At 68.2% G+C, this 17874-nt stretch carries 16 protein-coding genes; 7 read left to right on the top strand and 9 right to left on the bottom strand.

The annotated features are described in order from the left end of the window. The first annotated feature begins 67 nt into the window (after positions 1 to 67). Positions 68 to 412 (top strand): hypothetical protein, encoded by a 345-nt coding sequence (locus tag ACZ5IQ_RS16245; RefSeq protein ID WP_212811336.1) that lies wholly within the window; start codon positions 68 to 70, stop codon positions 410 to 412. On the opposite strand, the gene ACZ5IQ_RS16240 is transcribed toward ACZ5IQ_RS16245, so the two are convergent. After that, a complete protein-coding gene (locus tag ACZ5IQ_RS16240) occupies positions 384 to 1643 on the bottom strand; it encodes a cytochrome P450 (RefSeq protein ID WP_212811337.1) in 1260 nt (419 codons plus the stop codon). The two genes, ACZ5IQ_RS16245 and ACZ5IQ_RS16240, sit on opposite strands and share 29 nt — an antisense overlap. 282 nt (positions 1644 to 1925) lie before the next feature. On the opposite strand from ACZ5IQ_RS16240, the gene ACZ5IQ_RS16235 reads away from it, so the two are divergent. Further along, entirely contained in the window at positions 1926 to 2387 is a 462-nt protein-coding gene (locus ACZ5IQ_RS16235; RefSeq protein WP_212811338.1) for a hypothetical protein, read from the top strand. Here ACZ5IQ_RS16235 and ACZ5IQ_RS16230 read toward each other — a convergent pair. Next, positions 2384 to 3112 carry a Crp/Fnr family transcriptional regulator gene (locus tag ACZ5IQ_RS16230; protein WP_212811339.1) on the bottom strand — a complete coding sequence of 243 codons (729 nt, stop codon included), beginning with the start codon at positions 3110 to 3112 and terminating at the stop codon, positions 2384 to 2386. The genes ACZ5IQ_RS16235 and ACZ5IQ_RS16230 overlap by 4 nt on opposite strands. 162 nt (positions 3113 to 3274) lie before the next feature. Here ACZ5IQ_RS16230 and ACZ5IQ_RS16225 point away from each other — a divergent pair, with 162 nt between their 5' ends. Continuing rightward, complete coding sequence (locus tag ACZ5IQ_RS16225) at positions 3275 to 3949, top strand: PAS and ANTAR domain-containing protein (protein WP_244872529.1); 675 nt, start codon at positions 3275 to 3277, stop codon at positions 3947 to 3949. On the opposite strand, the gene ACZ5IQ_RS16220 is transcribed toward ACZ5IQ_RS16225, so the two are convergent. The 4 genes from ACZ5IQ_RS16220 to ACZ5IQ_RS16205 all read right to left on the bottom strand — a co-directional run bounded on the left by ACZ5IQ_RS16220 (position 3950) and on the right by ACZ5IQ_RS16205 (position 8973). After that, a complete protein-coding gene (locus tag ACZ5IQ_RS16220) occupies positions 3950 to 6187 on the bottom strand; it encodes a molybdopterin-dependent oxidoreductase (protein WP_212811340.1) in 2238 nt (745 codons plus the stop codon). It lies immediately after the preceding gene. Further along, a complete protein-coding gene (locus ACZ5IQ_RS16215) occupies positions 6184 to 6756 on the bottom strand; it encodes a TetR/AcrR family transcriptional regulator (protein ID WP_212811341.1) in 573 nt (190 codons plus the stop codon). The genes ACZ5IQ_RS16220 and ACZ5IQ_RS16215 overlap by 4 nt, the downstream gene beginning before the upstream one ends. Positions 6757 to 6922: 166 nt before the next feature. Beyond that, the gene (locus tag ACZ5IQ_RS16210) at positions 6923 to 8056 is read right to left on the bottom strand and encodes a nitronate monooxygenase (protein WP_212811342.1); all 1134 of its coding nucleotides are present in this window, start codon (positions 8054 to 8056) and stop codon (positions 6923 to 6925) included. Positions 8057 to 8193: 137 nt separating this feature from the next. Next, entirely contained in the window at positions 8194 to 8973 is a 780-nt protein-coding gene (locus ACZ5IQ_RS16205; RefSeq protein WP_244872530.1) for an HAD family hydrolase, read from the bottom strand. 59 nt (positions 8974 to 9032) lie between these two features. On the opposite strand from ACZ5IQ_RS16205, the gene ACZ5IQ_RS16200 reads away from it, so the two are divergent. From ACZ5IQ_RS16200 to ACZ5IQ_RS16185, 4 genes are all read left to right on the top strand, one after another. Further along, positions 9033 to 9770, top strand: coding sequence for a glucose 1-dehydrogenase (locus ACZ5IQ_RS16200; protein ID WP_464480033.1), 738 nt, complete (start codon positions 9033 to 9035; stop codon positions 9768 to 9770). Between the two features lie 155 nt (positions 9771 to 9925). After that, on the top strand, positions 9926 to 12793 hold the full coding sequence (locus tag ACZ5IQ_RS16195; protein WP_464480032.1) for a glycoside hydrolase family 2 protein: 2868 nt from the start codon (positions 9926 to 9928) through the stop codon (positions 12791 to 12793). Positions 12794 to 12827: 34 nt separating this feature from the next. Continuing rightward, a complete protein-coding gene (locus tag ACZ5IQ_RS16190; RefSeq protein WP_036420352.1) occupies positions 12828 to 13046 on the top strand; it encodes a hypothetical protein in 219 nt (72 codons plus the stop codon). Between the two features lie 30 nt (positions 13047 to 13076). Continuing rightward, positions 13077 to 14369, top strand: coding sequence for a competence/damage-inducible protein A (locus tag ACZ5IQ_RS16185; protein WP_464480031.1), 1293 nt, complete (start codon positions 13077 to 13079; stop codon positions 14367 to 14369). Positions 14370 to 14375: 6 nt separating this feature from the next. Here the strand turns inward: ACZ5IQ_RS16185 and ACZ5IQ_RS16180 are convergent, their stop codons facing one another. Genes ACZ5IQ_RS16180 through ACZ5IQ_RS16170 form a run of 3 tightly spaced genes read right to left on the bottom strand, consistent with a single transcriptional unit; the run spans position 14376 to position 17794 of the window. Beyond that, positions 14376 to 15296, bottom strand: coding sequence for an alpha/beta fold hydrolase (locus tag ACZ5IQ_RS16180; protein ID WP_212811344.1), 921 nt, complete (start codon positions 15294 to 15296; stop codon positions 14376 to 14378). A 32-nt stretch (positions 15297 to 15328) separates the two neighbouring features. Then, positions 15329 to 16762, bottom strand: a complete 1434-nt coding sequence (locus ACZ5IQ_RS16175) for an amidase (RefSeq protein ID WP_464480030.1) — start codon at positions 16760 to 16762, stop codon at positions 15329 to 15331. A gap of 54 nt (positions 16763 to 16816) precedes the next feature. Further along, positions 16817 to 17794 carry a TerC family protein gene (locus ACZ5IQ_RS16170; protein WP_212811346.1) on the bottom strand — a complete coding sequence of 326 codons (978 nt, stop codon included), beginning with the start codon at positions 17792 to 17794 and terminating at the stop codon, positions 16817 to 16819. Positions 17795 to 17874 lie beyond the last annotated feature (80 nt).

Below are 17874 nucleotides of genomic sequence, written 5' to 3'. Positions count from 1 at the left end.
TAATTGCGGCGATTACCTGACGGGGACAGTCTCGAATTGCCCGACAACGCAGTAGGAGGCGATCGAGATGCGCACCACCCACTCGGCAACCGAACCGGCGGCGCCGGCGCCGCCGGTCTGGCTACGGGCCGTCATGGCAGCCGACCGAACCGGATCGGCCTGGTACGTCGGTACCGGTTTCTTCTTCGCGCCGCTGCTGATGCTGGTATCGCCGTGGCCCGTGCTGACGACCGTGCTGTGGGTGGTCATCGCGGTCACCGGCTTGTGGCTCGGCCTGCTCGGCGTCGCGATGGCGACCGGCCTCGCCATGGTGCTGCGCTCCGGCCAGGAGCTGTCCGACGACTACTGGCAGTCGCTGCTCGACTATCCCGATCGGCCCAAGGTCACCGCGCGACAGCTGATTTCGCGTTAGCTCCGGTGTAGTCGACCTGCCAGTGCTTGATGCCGTTGAGCCAGCCCGACCGCAGCCGCTCCGGCTCACCGAGCGGACGCAGATCCGGCATGTGGTCGGCGATCGCGTTGAACATCAGGTCGATGGTCATGCGGGCCAGATTCGCCCCGATGCAGTAGTGGGCGCCGGTCCCGCCGAAGCCGACGTGCGGGTTGGGGTCGCGCATGATGTTGAACGTGTACGGGTCGTCGAACACCTCTTCGTCGAAGTTGGCCGACCGGTAGAACATCACCACCCGCTCGCCCTTCTTGATCGGCACGCCGCCGAGCTCGGTGTCCTGCGTCGCGGTGCGCTGGAACGAGGTGACCGGCGTCGCCCAGCGGACGATCTCGTCGGCTGCCGTCGCCGGACGTTCCCGCTTGAACAGTTCCCACTGGTCCGGGTGTTCCGCAAAGGCCATCATGCCCTGGGTGATGGTGTTGCGGGTGGTCTCGTTGCCCGCCACCGCCAGCAGGATGACGAAGAAACCGAACTCGTCGTCCGAGAGCTTGTGGCCTTCGACGTCGGCCTGCACCAGCCGGGTCACCAGGTCGTCGCGCGGGTTGGCGCCGCGGTCGGCCGCCATGGCCATGCCGTACATGATCAGTTCAACCGACGCGGTGATGGCGTCGTTGCCGGCGAATTCGGGGTCCATGTCGCCGACCATCTGATTGGACCAGTGGAACAGCTTCTTGCGGTCTTCCTGCGGCACGCCCATCAGTCCGGCGATCGCCTGGAGCGGCAGCTCACAGGACACCTGTTCGACGAAATCGCCGTACCCCTGGGTGGCTGCCTCCTGCACGATCTGCTGCGCGCGCCGGCTCAGTTCGTCCCGCAGCAGTTCGATGGCCCGCGGGGTGAACATGCGCGAGATGATCTTGCGCAGGTGGGTGTGATGCGGTGCGTCCATGTTCAGCAGCACGAACTTGCCACGCTCGATCTGCTCGGTGACCGTGCCGTCCTGGTAGCGGGGGATGGCCGTCTTCACCTGGCTGGAGAACACGTCGCTGCGGCGGGACACCTCCTTGACGTCCTTGTGCCGCGTCACCACCCAGTAGCCACCGTCGTCGAAGCCGCCCTTGCCCATGGGTTGTTCGTTCCACCAGATCGGCGCGACGTGGCGCAGTTCGGCCAGCTCCGCGACCGGGAGCCGCTGGGCGTAGATATCGGGGTCTGTGAAGTCGAATCCGGCCGGGATGTTGGGTGCCGTCATGTGACGCTCCTCACTCTGCAACGTGTTCCAATTTAGTACCGCGTGCCGGTCGGAGCCGCAAGGTTATGCCGATAATTCGGCTCGGATTCTGGGGGAATGCCGACGCGACCCGAACCGGGGAGCACTATTCGTCGTAGCCGATGCGCCCGAGGTGGGCTCGTCGCGGCGCTGGACCCGATCCCGGATTCGTACGGCCGCACCACATTGATCCGGCAAATTCCCAGCAATACCGCAGTCACCTGTAGCACCATTGGTTACCGGAGACGGACGGGAGGGCAACACATGAGAATCCTGGACAGCGTCAAATTCCGCGCCGTGGGTCTGGCCTGCGCAGCGTTGCTGCTGCCGGTCGCCCCGGCCGCCTGGGCCGACGACACCGCGGCGGTCGACCAGTCGGCCGCGCCGATCGATCCGCCGGCGGCGCCCGCGGATCCCAAGCCGGCACCGGTCGGGAAGCCCGTCCCGGTGGCGAACGCCGCGCCGGTACCGCACCTGTCCAGTCCCGAGAATCTGCCGCCGTACACCACGACCACCGCGGAGGGGTCGCAGGACACCGACCAGCTGTCGTATCTGCGCGACGTCTGGCACGCCGTCCAGGAGCGCGAGATCAGCCCCAAGCAGGCCCTCGTGCTGCTCGCGCAGCGCCCCATGGACGCCGATGCGGCACCGCCCGCGGGGCTGCCCGCCGGTCCGCAGGCGCCGGTTGCGGCTCCGCCGCCCGCTGCTGACGCTCCGGTCGGTTAGGTCGGCCGGCCCGCGTCGCGCACGGCCGTCAGCGCCTGGCTGACCACCCGGTAGCACTCACACGCGATCTGCCGGAGCGCGACGCGGTCGAGAATCTCGATGTTGCCGCGCCGGTAGATGATCAAGCCATCGCGCTGCATCCGTGCCGCCGTCTCGGAGATGGTCGGGCGCTGCACGCCCAGCATCTGCGAGAGGCTTTCCTGCGTGCTCGAGAACTGTTGGCAGTCGTACCGGTCATGCGCGGCCAGCAACCAGCGCGCCAACCGTGCGCGCACCGAGTGCGCGCTCGTGCACAGCACGTTCTGCGCCGTCTGGATCAGCAGATAGTCGGTGAACCGGTCGATCGCGTCATGCCACGGGCCGCCTTCGGTGGTCAGCTGCAGAAACTCCGCGACCGGAACGTGTGCGGTATCGCCGGCACACCAGCAGACGACGGTCTGGCGGCTGTTGCGCGCACCCAGGTGGCCGGCGACGCCGACCAGGCCCTCGGAGCCGACGGTGCCCACTTCGATCCCGGCGCCGTGCTCGGACTCGGCCAGGACCGAATAGACCGAATCGAGCGGAAAATGGATGTGACTCAACGGGTTTCCGGCCCGTTGGGCCACGTGGCCGATAGGGCTGAAGTCGATCTGGATGTGCGGCAGCAATCGGTCGAGTCGGTCGCTGTCGAAGGTTGCGAGCACGGCATTGCGGTGCAGATCGCTCAGCTGAACCTCCGTGCCCACTCAAGCAAGCTACTCGACGGGTGCGTCGTCCCGATACGAACAGTTAACGGCGCGTCGGTGATTTGCTATGTCAGAGAGCTGACATAGCGGCTACTATTTGCGGGCCGACCGTCAGCGCGGCCCGGCATAGCCCTCATAGAGATCAATGATTGGTTTTTCCGTATGCCTGATGCAGTGGCCGATGACGCCGATGCCGACAACGCGTCTGAACACTGGGAAGTCGCGGCGGTCCTGGCCGGCGGTGACTCGCCGAAAGCCGGCGGATTCACGTTCTTCGTCGCCGATCAACGGTGGGTGTGGTCCGACGAAGTGGCGCGGATGCACGGCTACGCGCCGGGGCAGGTGGAGCCCACGACCGAGTTGCTGCTGAGTCACAAGCACCCCGACGACCGGGCCCGGGTGGCCGAAATTCTCGACCGGGTGCGGTCGGGAGGGCTGTTCAGCAGCCGGCACCGGATCATCGACGTCAACGGCAAGACACATTGGATGGTGGTGGTCGGTGACCACGTGACCGACGAGTCGGGTGAAGTGATCGGGACGCAGGGCTACTACGTCGATGTCACCGAAACCATGCAGGCCGACCTGACGTCCGAGATCAAAGAGGTCGTCAAGTCCCGCGCCACCATCGAGCAGGCCAAGGGCATCCTGATGGCGGCCTACGGCATCGACGCCGACCGCGCGTTCGACATCCTCACGTGGCGCTCGCAGATGACCCACGTCAAAGTCAAGACCGTTGCGGGACAGTTTCTCGAGGCGGTCATGCGAGAGGGACTGTCGCCCGAGAGCGTCAGCACCATCGACCGGCTGCTCCTGCCGGGCGACCCGGTCGCCAGCTGATCAGGCCGTCAGCGCCTCGATCCGGGCCGGCACGTGCTTGTGCCACGGGGTACCCGCGAACGCATCGCGCCAGTCCGCCGACGTGAGGTCGTTGGGCGCCACGCCGGGCACCCGCTTCTCGCCGTCGGCTTCGGTGAAGTCCACGCCGAACCCGTTGGGCAGCGAGGCGTGGCCGGGCAGCATGACGTCGGTGACCTCCACGGAAGCTTCCGCGGTCCCGGCGGCCGTCGTGATCCGGGCCCGCCCGCCGTCGACCAACCCGAGTGCCGCGGCGTCTTCCACGCTGACCCGCAGTGCGCCGTCGGCGTCGCGCTTGCGCCAGCCCGGATCCCGGATGATGTCGTTGGCGGTGAACGCCCGGCGCTCACCGGCCGACAGCACGATGGGGTATTCGTCGGAGGTCAGCGGCGGCCGGTCGGTGGCGAGCGCACCGAGTTCGGCGAGCATCTCGGGTATCTCGAGGGCGAACCGGCGGTCGGTGTGCGTCACCAGGCTCCAGTCGTCCTCGTACTCGTGCACCGTGAACGTCACCCTGGACCGGCCTTCGAGGATCGCGGTGAACAGCGCGTTGCCGTCCGCATGGCCGGCCCGGCGGACCGCATCGGGGTACGTCATCGCGGTCTTCTGCGCCAGCCCCCACAACGCGGCCGCTCCAGCCAGTCCGTCCGGCAGCGTCGGACCCAGCGTCTCGTACAGCACATAAGGCAGCACGCGGCCCAGTGCCGGGTTGGCGCCCACCGCGCCGAAGAACGCCCCGAGATACGCGTCGAGGCCCTCGCGGGCGGCCCGGCGCAGCGGGTCGAGTTCCGCGTCGTCGACGACGCCGAGGGCGCGCACCAGCCGCGCCCAGATCTCCGGCTCGGGCAGGGTGCCGGGCAGCGGTGTCAGGAGGGGGTGGCGCAGATGAAAGGTGTTGTGCGGGAACTCGAGATTGAAGAAGGTCGCCTCGGGCTTCTCGAACTGGCTCGCCGCGGGCAGCACGTAGTGGGCCAACCGGGCGGTCTCGGTCATCGCGACATCGATGACCACCAGCAGTTCCAGCGCGCCGAGCGCGTCGCGCACCGCGTTCGAGTCCGCGATGGAGTGCGCGGGGTTGCTGCTCTCGACGATCATCGCGCGGAAGCGGTCCGGATGGTCGGTCAGGATCTCCTGCGGCACGACGTTGGACGGCAGCAGCCCGGCGATGATGGGAGCGCCCGTCACCGGCGAACGGCCGACGCCACCGGCGGCGAACAGGGGAGCGAACGACGAATGCAGGTGCTGGCCACCGCGTTTGGCGAAGTTGCCGGTGAGGATCCACAACATCTTGTTCAGGTACGAGCACAGGGTGCTGTTGGGTGCCTGCTGGACACCGAGGTCCTCGAACACCGAAACGCTTGTCGCACCGGCAATCCGGCGCGCTGCGGCGCGCAACAGCTCGGCGTCGACGCCGCAGCGCTGGGCGAACTCGTCGACGTCCACGGCGCGCAGCGCCTCCCGCACCGGCTCGACGCCCGTGACGTGTTCGGCGAGAAACGCCTCGTCGCACAGGTTTTCCTGAACCAAAACCGCGGCCAGGGCCGACAGGCACCACGCGTCCGTCCCGGGCCGTACCCGCAGGTGGAAGTCGGCCATCTTGGCGGTGTCGGTGCGGACCGGATCGATGACGATCATCGACCGCTGCGGGTCTTTCGCGATGTCCTGCAGCACGGTCCGGGCCCGCGGAAAGCTCTGTGACATCCACGGGTTCTTCCCGATGAACACCGACACCTCGGCGTGCTCGAACTCGCCGCGGGTATGTCCGCCGTAGAGCTGGGCGTCGACCCAGAACTCACCGGTCTTCTCCTGTGCCAACGCATTCGACCGGTACCGGCTGCCGAGCGCCTTGAGGAACGCGCCGCTGTAGGCGCCACCCAGGTGGTTACCCTGACCGCCGCCGCCGTAGTAGAAGATCTTGTCGCCGCCGTACTCGTCGCGGATCCGCGAGAAGCCCTCGGCGATCTCGGAAATGGCGGTGTCCCAGTCGATTTCCTCGTAGGTGCCGTCGGGGCGCCGGCGCATCGGCGAGGTGAGGCGGTCGCGGTTGTTCTGGTAGTGGTCCAGCCGCAGGGCCTTGTTGCAGGTGTAGCCCTGCGAGGCCGGATGTGCCTTGTCCCCACGGATTTTCGACAGGGTGCGGCCGTCGAGTTGGACGACGATGCCGCAGTTGCACTCGCACAGGATGCAGGCGGTCGACTGCCACTCCTGGGTCTGGGTCATGAGGACGCCTTTCGTTCCGAGTCGGTCGTGGCAGTCACGAGGGCGCGCAGCTGCCGATGCACGAGGTCCAATGGGGTGGTGGAGCCGGTGGTGCGGGCCACCAGCACGGCGCCTTCGATCGCGGTGGTGGCGAGCATGGCCAATTCGGCGGCTTGTTCGGCGGACACGCCGTCGGCCCGTAGCTGCTCTTCGAGCTGGGCGAGCCAGCGGGTGAAAGCGGCGGCGGCGCGTTCGATGACGGGCGGGTTGTCGGCCTCGACGGCGACCGCCACCACCGGGCAGCCGGCCCGGTATCCGGACTCGGTGAGTTGGGAGCGGAAGCCGTCGACCAGCACGTCGAGTGCCTCGAGTGCGGTGCCGGCCTTGGCGATCCGGCGGGCGATGTACTCGCCCGCGAAATCGATTGTCTCGCAGAGTAGTTGGGTGCGGCCGCCGGGGAAGTGGTGGTACGCCGAACCGCGCGGTGCCCCGCTGTGGGCGAGTACATCCGAGATGGCCGTCGACTGCGCGCCCCGCTCACGGATGAGCAGCGCGGCAGACACGATCATGCGTTCACGGGGACCAGCCATCCGCGCCCTTCCGTCGGATTATGTATGCAACCATACATAATCCGACGGCATGGGTCCATCCCCGCGTGGCAGACACACTTACGCCTCGGATCGCAGCCGCATGGTGACTGCAATCCGAGGCGCAAATGACGTCATGCCGGCCGCCGGCGCACACCGGCGGCCTCTATCACACGGACGCGGCTTCGTTCAGCTCCTCGAGCCGGCCGGTGGCCTCCAGGTACTCCCGCACCCAGCGCTCGATCACCGCGGAGGTCTTCTCGACCTTGGTGAACTGGCCGACCACCTGGCCGACCGGGTTGAACGCGACGTCGACGCTCTCGTTCGGGTACTTGTGCGTGGCCGCCACCGCCATGCCGGAAACCATGTACTGCAAGGGCATTCCGAGCGGCTTCGGGTTGCCTTCCTTCTCCCAGGCCTCGGTCCAGTCGTTGCGCAGCATCCGGGCCGGCTTGCCGGTGAACGACCGGCTGCGCACGGTGTCCTTGCTGCTGGCCTTGGCGTACGCGGCGTGCTGCTGCTCGGAGTGCTCGCTCTCTTCGACCATCACCCACTGCGAACCGGTCCACGCGCCCTGCGCGCCGAGCGCCAGCGCCGCGGCGATCTGCTGGCCGCTGCCGATGCCACCGGCGGCCAGCACCGGGACGGGCGCGACCTCCTTGACCACCTGCGGCCACAGCACGATCGAGCCGATCTCGCCGCTGTGCCCGCCGGCCTCGCCGCCCTGGGCGATGATGATGTCGACGCCCGCGTCGGCGTGCTTACGGGCCTGCGACGGCGAGCCGCACAGCGCGGCGACCTTGCGGCCCTCGGCGTGGATGTGGTCGATCATGTCCTTCGGCGGGGTGCCCAGCGCGTTGGCGATCAGCGTGCACTTCGGGTGCTGCAATGCGACCTCGACCTGCGGGGTGGCGGTGGCCTCGGTCCAGCCCAGCAGCTGCAGGGCGTCGTCGTCACTGTGGTCGACCGGCACCCCGTGATCGGCGAGCAGCTTCTTCGCGAAATCCAGGTGCTCCTGCGGCACGAGGGCGTTGAGCTGCTTCTTGAGCACCTCCGGATCCAGGTCGACCTGGTCCATGCCCTCGTACTTGTTGGGGATGACGATGTCGACGCCGTACGGATGGTCGCCGATGTTCTCGTCGATCCACTTCAGCTCGATCTCGAGCTGCTCGGGGGAGAAGCCGACGGCGCCCAGGACGCCGAAGCCACCGGCTTTGCTGACTGCCACGACCACGTCGCGGCAGTGGGTGAAGGCGAAGATCGGGTATTCGATGCCGAGTTGGTCGCAGATAGCGGTGCGCATGGGGATTCCTTGTGCTGGGGTCGAGGCAGGAGCGGCAAAACTGAAACGTGTTCTAATTTAGTACCGCGTGACGGTCCGGCGCGCAAGGCTACGCGCAGATTTGGGCCCAGATTTCGGGCGACGGCCGTTCCAGAACGTCAGCGACGCACGAGTCGTCGTAGCCAGCCGGGCCGGTCGCTGGACGGGGCCGCCGCGCGGACCACGGTCCAGCCGAGCCGCTCCGCTTCGGCTGCCAGCCCGGGCCGCGGGTTCACCGGAATCGGGTGCCCCACGACGTGCATCAGCGGCAGGTCCTCGTCGCCGTCGGCGTAGAAGTAACTCTGTTGCAGGTCAACGTGATTGGCCTGGCTGAACGCCTCGACCGCCGCGGCCTTGCGGTGGCCCCAGACGATGGGCCGCACGATGTCGCCGGTGAGGGTGCCGTCGCCGTCGACGGTGAAGTGATTGCAGATGACGTGCTCGACGCCGAGGTAGCGGGCCAGCGGCATGACATGCATGGTCAGGGCCGACGAACTCAGCACCACCGTGTGCCCGGAGCGCTGGTGGGCGCGCACGACCTCGCGCATCGTCGGGAAAATCCTGGCCTGTACGTGGCTGTGGAACAGCTGCTCGCCGAGCGACTCCTGTTCGGCGAGAGACTCACCGCGCAGGTAACCGGCGGCGCGCACCAGCAACCGCTCGAACTCCATGCGGCCCAACTTGTATCGCACCGTCGCTTCGAGAATTCCGGTGAGCTCGCCGAAGGCCGCCTGCCGCTGCCGGAACCGGTGGGCCGCGTGCACCGTCGCGATGAAACCGGACACCAGCGTGCCGTCGACGTCGAAGAACGCGCCCACATTCGAGCTGTTCGCGCCAAGGTCACCGGCGGCGGCCGCAGCGATCGGCCCCGTGATCGGTCCGGCGTTCGGCGCAGCCATGCTGACCAGTATGCCGGGCCTCCCGGCCACCCACCGGGCGGGCGGTAGCGTGACCCGTCATGGGACGCGTGGACGGAAAAGTTGCACTGATCACTGGCGGCGCACGGGGGATGGGCGCGGCGCACGCGCGGATGCTGGTCGCCGAGGGCGCCAAGGTCGTCATCGGCGACATCCTCGATGAGCCCGGCGAGGCGCTGGCCGCCGAACTCGGGGATGCCGCACGCTACGTCCATCTCGACGTCACCGACGCCGACCAGTGGGCCGCAGCGGTCGCCACCGCCACCGAACAGTTCGGTGTGCTCAACGTTCTGGTCAACAACGCCGGCATCACCGCCCTCGGCAAGATCGGTGAGTTCGACATGGCCAAGTGGCAGAAGTGCATCGACGTCAACCTCACGGGCACCTTCCTGGGCATGCAGGCGGTGGTCGCGCCGATGCGGGAGGCCGGTGGCGGCTCGATCATCAACATCTCGTCCATCGAGGGCATGCGCGGCGCGACGCTGCTGCATCCGTACGTCGCGTCCAAGTGGGCGGTGCGCGGGCTGACCAAATCGGCGGCCATCGACCTGGGCAAGGACAAGATCCGGGTCAACGCGGTGCTGCCCGGTTTCATCCGCACGCCGATGACCAAATACTTTCCCGACGACATGATGACCGCGCCGCTGGGCCGGCCCGGACAGTCCGACGAGGTAGCGACCTTCGTGGTGTTCCTGGCCAGTGACGAATCGTCGTTTGCCACCGGCAGCGAGTTCGTCGTCGACGGCGGCCTGACGACCGACGTGCCACACAAGTTCTGACCTCAGCGATTCCGGAACTGCCGGTCTGACGGGGCACAATGAGGTGCCCCCACATCGCGCATTCGGTTGTAGAAGCGCGTTCAGATGCTGATGTTCTCGGAGGGAGCAGGGCTATATCAACCGAGTTGCGCCGCGGTGCAGTGCTGGGTGCCGTCATGTCTCTGGTGCTGCTGTTCGCGTGCACCGGTGATCTGCCGCGCCTGCTGAGGCCCATGAGCGCGGCCGCCGAAGTGGAGCTCGCGCAGGGCTGGCAGCTGTCCTCCGCGCAGGGCATGGTGGCCACCGGAGCGCAGCTCAGCGTCGACGGATTCCCGGCCGCCGGTCCCGGCTGGCACCAGGTGCGGCACATGCCGTCCACGGTGCTGCAGGCGCTGCAGGACGACGGCACCTATCCGGACCTCTACTACGGCGACAACCTGCTGACCAAGGTGCCGCAGGACCTGTACAAGCAGGACTGGTGGTACCGCACCACGTTCGTCGCACCGGCCGGGCACTCGACGTACCGGCTCAACTTTCCCGGCATCAACTACCGGGCCGAGATCTGGCTGAACGGGCATCAGATCGCCGACAGCAAGCAGATCGTGGGCATGTACGTCGACCACACCCTGGACGTGTCGAAGTGGATCGACCGCGGCCGCGCCAACACCCTCGCCGTCAAGGTCACCCCGGAGCGCGCGCTGCAGGACGTCGACGGCGTGGAGCTGGCCGACAGCTGGTTCGACTGGATCAACTGGAACTACCTCGGATATCAGGGTCCCGGTAAGAACCCGGCGAACGGCAACTCGTTCGTGGCGGACCGCAACGCCGGCATTCTCAAGCCCGTCACCCTGAAGATGTCCGGCGACGTGGCGATCACCGACGCGACCGTGAACAGCCAGCTGCCGTTGCCGCGCACCGACAGCGCCCAGCTGAGTGTCCGGTCGGGTTTGACCAACTACTCCGACCAGCGGGTCAACGGCGTCGTGCGGGCGACCATCACCCGACCCGGCAAGGCGGACATCCACATCGAGCGGCCGGTGTCGCTCGGGCCGGGGGAGAGCCGCGACGTCACGTTCAGTCCCGGTGACTACGAAGCGTTGCGCCTGTCCCACCCGGACCTGTGGTGGCCGTACACAATGGGCCGGCCCGACCTGTACGACCTCCGTATCCAGTTCCTGCAGTACGGACAGGCCACCGATGAGCTGAAGCAGCGCTTCGGCATCCGGTCCATCGAGCAGGGCCGCGACGGCAGCGAGGAGTTCCCGCAGCTCGGCTCCGGCGGCAACTTCTATCTCAAGGTCAACGGCCGCGATTTCCTGGCGCGCGGGGCCACCTACACCCCGGACCTGCTGTACCGCGACGATCCCGACCGCGACAACGCCATCCTGCGCTACGTCAAGGATCTGGGTCTGAACATGATCCGGATGGAATCGAAGATTCCCGGTGCCCGCTTCATCGAACGGGCCGACGAACTGGGCATCCCGCTCATGGTGGGCTGGATGTGCTGCAACCAGTGGGAGAAGTGGCCGCAGTGGGGCCAGGAGGACCACCGGGTGGCGCAGGACAGCCTGCGCTCGCAGATCACGATGTTGCGATCGCATGCGTCGGCGTTCGTCTGGGCCAACGCCAGCGACGGGCACCCGCCCGCCGACATCCTCGAGCAGTACCACGAGATTCTGCGAAAGCTGCACTGGCAGAACGCCGTCGTCGACACAGTGTCGTCGTACACGACCGATTCGTCGGGCAATCGGCTGTGGGACGGCATCCAGATGGCCGGCCCGTACACCTGGCGGCCGCCCGCGTACTGGTTCGACGGCGAGTACGCCGCCGCCCGCGGCGCGTCGGCCGAACAGGGCGACAACGAGCACATCCCGCCGTTCGCGAGCCTGCGGAAGTTCATCCCGCCGGACAAGCTGTGGCCGATCAACGACATGTGGTACTTCCACGCCGGTTCCAACCCCGGCAACGAGGCCCTGGCGAGCATCCGCAACGCCGTCGTACAGCGCTACGGATCTTCCAGCGGCGCTGAGGAATTCACGCGCAAGGCCCAGCTCGCCCACTACGAGGCGACGCGGGCCCAGTTCGAGTCGTTCGCCGCGCTGGGCTGGGCGGACCACAAGATGACGATCTACTGGATGCTCAACAACCACTGGCCGTCGTTCTTCGGCAACATCTTCGACTACTACCTGCGGCCCGGTGGTGCGTACTACGGCGCGAAGAAGGGTCTGCAGCCGCTGTCGGTGACGTTCGATTCGTACGCCACGGGCGACCACAGCACCGCCAAGGTCAGCATCACCAACCAGAGCCCGGAGAACGCGGTGGGCCTGCGTGTGCGCACGCGGGTGTACGACATCAACGGGAACCTGCGCGACGACCGCACCAGTGACCCGTACGACGTGGCGTCCGGTGCCGCCGCGGTGGCACTGACGCTGCCGCGGGTGGTGCCCGATTCCCGGGTGTTCTTCGTCCGGTGCGAGCTGGTGAACCCGGTCGGCGAGGTCATCGCCGACAACGACTACTGGCAGTCGCAGCAGGACGACATCGGAGACCCCCGCAAGGACGTCGCCTTCGAGCTGCACCAGACCGCGTGGGCCGACATGACGCCGCTGAACTACATGACGAAGGCCCGCCTCGAGGTCAGTGCCGCCGGCACCGTGAACGGGGACGGCCAGCAGGTCGTCGACATCACGCTGCGCAACCCGACCAAGCAGGTCGCGTTCTTCGAGCGGGCCGAGCTGACCACCGCGCCGGACGCCGACGAAATCCTGCCCATCGAGTACAGCGACAACTACGTCACGGTGTATCCGGGGGAGACCGCGCATGTCCGGGGGCTGGTGCCGAAGCCGGGCGTGAACGCCGGCTGGGTGCGGGTCGGCGGCTACAACACGCCGCCCGTGACGGTCCCGGTGACCGGTGGCCGGCCACCTCAGGACGCGGCGGAGGCGGCCGCGCGGGCCTCGGTGACCGACCCTGGTCTGGCCGAGCCGGACGTCCGGCCCGCGGCGCCCGACGCGGTACCGCGGGTCCCGAGACCGGGCGCATAGGACATGATGGTGAGTCGACGTGAAGGAGAAACACATGGCTGACGAACGCTCCGCACTGGCCGAGCGCACCGCCGCAAGCGGGTGGCAGCGGCACACGGACGACCGCGTCGACGTCTACCTGCGTGGCGCGTCCCGGGTCCGCGTGATCTGGCGCGGTGACGACGCGATCAGCGGCGGCACGCGGTTCCAGGACGACATCATGGAGCAGTACACGCGCGAGCTCGACACCGTGCGCGCCTGGCTGGCGGTCTGACCGAGCCCGCAGCGCCGTACCCTGATCGCCATGGGCGTGCGTGCGGGCATCGTGGTGACCGGGACCGAAGTTCTCACCGGCCGGGTCCAGGACCTCAACGGGCCGTGGCTGGCCGACCGGCTGCTCGAACTCGGCGTCGAGCTGGCCCACATCACCATCTGCGGTGACCGGCCCGAGGACATCGAAGCGCAACTGAATTTCCTTGCCGCACAAGGTGTCGACCTGATCGTCACCAGCGGCGGCCTGGGGCCGACGGCCGACGACATGACCGTCGCCGTGGTGTCGAAGTTCTGCGGCCGCGAGCTGGTGCTCGACGAAGCGCTCGAGGAGCGCATCGCCGAGATCCTGCGGTCCTTCATGGGCCGGTTCCCGGGCGCCGATTTCGAGGCGGTCCGGGCGGCCAACCGCAAGCAGGCCCTGGTGCCGGCGGGCGACGGCGTCGAGATCCTCGACCCCGTCGGCACGGCGCCGGGTGTCGTGGTGACCCGGGCCGGCGGCGCACCGACGGTGATCGTGCTCCCCGGACCGCCCCGCGAGCTGCGGCCGATGTGGAGCCGGGCCATCGAGACGGCGACGGCGCAACGTGCGATCGCCGGCCGCACCGTCTACCGCCAGGAGACCATCCGGATGTTCGGCCTGCCCGAGTCCGGGCTGGCCGAGACGCTGCGGGAAGCCGAGACCCTGGTGCCCGGTTTCGCGGGGCTGGAGATCACGACGTGCCTGCGTCGCGGCGAGTTGGAGATCGTCACCCGCTACGAACCCGACGCCACCGACAGCTACCGGCAACTGGCCGCGCTGCTGCGTGAGCGGCATCCGCACGACGTCTTCTCCGAGGACGGTGCGCTGGTCGATGACCAAGTGGCGCAACTGCTTTCGGGCCGCACCATCGCGACGGCCGAGTCGTGCACGGCGGGCCTGCTGGCGGCCCGGCTGGCCGACCGGCCCGGCTCCTCGGCCTACCTGGCCGGCGGCGTGGTGTCGTACTCGAACGAAGCCAAGGCGGACTTGCTCGGCGTCGACCCCGCGTTGATCGCGGCCCACGGTGCGGTGTCCGAACCGGTCGCCGAGGCCATGGCGGCGGGTGCACTGCAGCGGTTCGGCGCCGACGTCGCCGTCGGCATCACCGGCATCGCCGGCCCCGGTGGCGGCAGCGACGAAAAGCCGGTCGGCACAGTGTGTTTCAGTGTCGGGCTGGCCGACGGTGCGACGCACACGCGCACGATTCACCTGCCCGGCAACCGGGCCGACATCCGGGAGCGGTCGACGACCGTCGCCATGCACATGCTGCGCCGCGTACTCAGCGGTCAGCCGGTGACGGTCTGAGGGGCCTTACTGGTCCGCGAGGTCGGCGGCGTCCCAGACCTCGAGAATCTTGGTCAGGATGTCCTCGGGCACACCGAGACCCGCGAGATGGCTCTCGCCCGGCAGCGTGAACATCTCCGCGTCGGCAATGCGCGCCACCGCGTGCTGACCGTGGGCGTAGGGCACGATGTGGTCGGCGTCGCCGTGCCACCAGCGCACCGGCACCTTGATGTCCTCGAGCCGGAAGCCCCAGTCGCGGGCGAACACGACGATGTCGGCGAACGGCGCCGCCAGCTGCTTGCGGCTGCCGTTGAGCAGGTCGTCGAGGAACATCGCCTTGAACTCGGGGCGGCTCAGCAGGTTCCGGTCGCCGTGGGGGGAGATGCGTGCGTACAGGTCGAGCGCGGGGGAGCCGAACGGCGCGATCACCTTCATGAGTGACCCCGCCACCCAGCGGATGGGGGTGTCGGCGACCTCGATGATCGGCCGCACGATCTTGGCCAGCTCCATCAGGCCGCTGCTGATGCCGTCCTCGCCGATCAGCGGCGCGACGCCGCCGAGCACCGCGGCCATCACCACCCGGTCGGGCATGGCGGCCGCGGTGGCCAGCGTGTAGGGACCGCCGCCGGACAGCCCGATCACCGCGAACCGGTTGATGCCCAGGGTGTCGGCGATGGTCCGCAGGTCCTCGGTGAACCCAAGCACGTTCTCGTACTGGTGCGGCGTCGAGGAACCGATGCCGGGGCGGTCGATGCCGATCAGCCGGATGTTGTTGCGGGAGGCGAAGCTGCGGGCCTCGGTCGGGATCTGCCGGCGCGCGCCGGGCGTCCCGTGCAGCCAGAACACGGCCCGTCCCTGCGGGTTCCCGAACTCGGCGAAACCGATCTGGCGGTCTTCTCCGACGGCGATGTTGCCTTCGAGTTTCGGGCGATCGATCGACATGACCATGGCCGAATTGTTGCACGCCGCGGTGGGCGGACTCAGGGGCGCGGGTAGCGGTCCGCCCAGGGCGCGGCCTGCTCCAGCTGCCGGGCCAGTTGCAGCAGGATGGTCTCGTCCGGCGCCATCAGCTGGACGCCGATGGGCAGTCCGTCCGCGGTGCGGCCCAGCGGCAGGGAAATGGCGGCCCAGCCCGTCACGTTGGCCAGCGACGTCCAGCCGGTGGTGGCGAATTCGACGTCGAAGAATTCGCGGGTGCCGGTGCGGGGCTGATCGAGCAGGCCGTACGGCGGCGGTCCGGACAGCAGCGTCGGTACCAGCAGGACGTCGTGGCCGGCCATCCCGGCGGCGAACCGCCGGGTCTGGGCGTGGACGGCCGCGATGGCTTCGGCGTAGGCCAGGCCGGTGGTGGCGAATCCCTCGCGGATCATCATCCAGGTGCTCGGTTCGAATTCGTCCTCGCGTGGGGGACGGCCCAGGTGCGCCGCGGCCAGTTCATGCAGTTGGACGTTGCTGACCCGGTGCAGCACCGCGATGGCGTCGGCGACAGCGTCTGGATCGATGCTCGGCGCCGACGGCTCGACGTGGTGGCCCAGGCCCGCCAGCAGCGCGCCGGTGGCCTCGACCGCGGCGGCGACCTGCGGGTCGGTGCCCGGCCCCGGGAACGGCGAATCCACCGCGATCGCGATGCGCTGCGCCGCCGGGGTCTGCGCGATGGCGTCGAGGAACGGCTGGTCGGGTAGGGGAGCAGAGTACGGGTCGCCCGGTGCGCCACCGGTGACGGCATCGAGCAGCGCCGCGCAGTCGCGGACGGTGCGGGTGAGGGCGTGCTCGTTGACCAACCCCTCCAGTCCGTGCCCGGCGCCGGGCGCGAACGAGGTCCGGGCGCGGCGCGGTTTGAGACCCACGACGCCGCAGCATGACGCCGGCACCCGGATCGAGCCGGTGCCGTCGCCACCGGAGGCGGCGGGCACGATGCCGGCCGCGACGGCGGCGGCGGACCCGCCGCTCGAGCCGCCTGGGCTGACCTCCGGTGACCACGGGTTCACCGTCGGCCCGAACAGGGACGGCTCGGTGGTGCAGTGGTTGCCCCATTCCGGGGTGTTGGTCTTGCCGAAGATCACCAGCCCGGCGTCCAGATACCGCTGCACGATCCAGGCGGTCTGGTCGGCGACATGGGTGCGCAGCGCCCGTGACCCCATGGCCTCCGGGGCGCCGGCCAGCGACGCCCCGAGGTCCTTGAGCAGGAACGGCACCCCGGCCAGCGGTCCGGCGGTGCCGGTGCGCAGCACCCCGGACTCATCGAGCCGGCGGGCCTGTTCGCGGCCGCGGTCGAACAGATCGGTGACCACGGCGTTGAGCCGGCGCGCCGATTCGAGCCGGGTGATCGCGGCTTCCAGCAGTTCGGCGCTGCTCACCGCGCCGCTGGCCACCAGTTGCGCCTGCCCGACGGCATCGTCCACGAGATCGGTCACCAGGGCATCCTGCTGGCGCGCAAGCGATCTGGCAACCGTGACCGGTTGCCGCGGTCAGGCGGCGCCGGCCTTGCTGTCGACGCGGGTCTTCCACAGGCTCGCCACCGTCGTCACGACGAGCGTGACGATGATGACCGCCAGCGACAGCAGCGTGGGAATCTGCGGCACGTGCACGGGCTCACCGCCGTTGATGAACGGCAGCGTGTTCTCGTGCAGTGCGTGCAGCACCAGCTTCACGCCGATGAACGCGAGGATGAAGGCCAGGCCCTGCGACAGGTAGACCAGCCGCTTGAGCATGTCGCCGAGCAGGAAGTACAGCTGACGCAGACCCATCAGCGCGAACACGTTGGCGGTGAACACCAGGTACGGCTCCTGGGTCAAGCCGTAGATCGCCGGGATCGAGTCGAGCGCGAACAGCAGGTCGGTGGTCCCCAGCGCGATGATGACCAGGATCATCGGGGTCAGGACCCGCTTGCCGTTCACCACGGTGTGCAGCTTGCTGCCGTCCCACTGGTCCGAGGCCTTGAGGTACTTGCGGGCGAACCGCACCATCGAGTTCTCGGCGTCGTCGTCGTGCTCGGTGTCGCGGGCCAGCTTGATCGCGGTGTACACCAGGAACGCGCCGAACAGGTAGAAGATCCACGAGAACTTCGAAATGGCCACGGCGCCAAGGGCAATGAAGATGCCACGGAAGATCAGCGCCAGGATGATGCCGATCAGCAGCACCTCCTGCTGCAGGATTCGCGGCACCTTGAAGCTGGCCATGATGATCAGGAAGATGAACAGGTTGTCGATCGAGAGGCTGTACTCGGTCAGCCAGCCCGCGAAGTACTCGATGCCGTATTGACCGCCGTGGAACTGCCATACCCAGATGCCGAAGGCGACGGCGAGGCCGATGTACAGCGCCAGGTATCCGGCGGTTTCCCGGGTGGTGGGTTCATGCGGGCGGCGGCCGATCACCACCACGTCGAAGAGAAGTACGGCGATTGTCACCCCGAGGGTGATGGACCATTCCAGCGTCGAAACATTCATATGAGGGTGCCTCCGGGCGTCAGTGAACGACCTAGGTCTCTACCACCGTCGCCCCGATTCAGGCGGCCGGCCCACAGCAC

The sequence above is a fragment of the Mycobacterium toneyamaense genome (assembly GCF_055384815.1).
The sequence above is the reverse complement of the archived record's forward strand: the minus strand, read 5'-3'. Positions and strand labels throughout refer to the sequence as shown.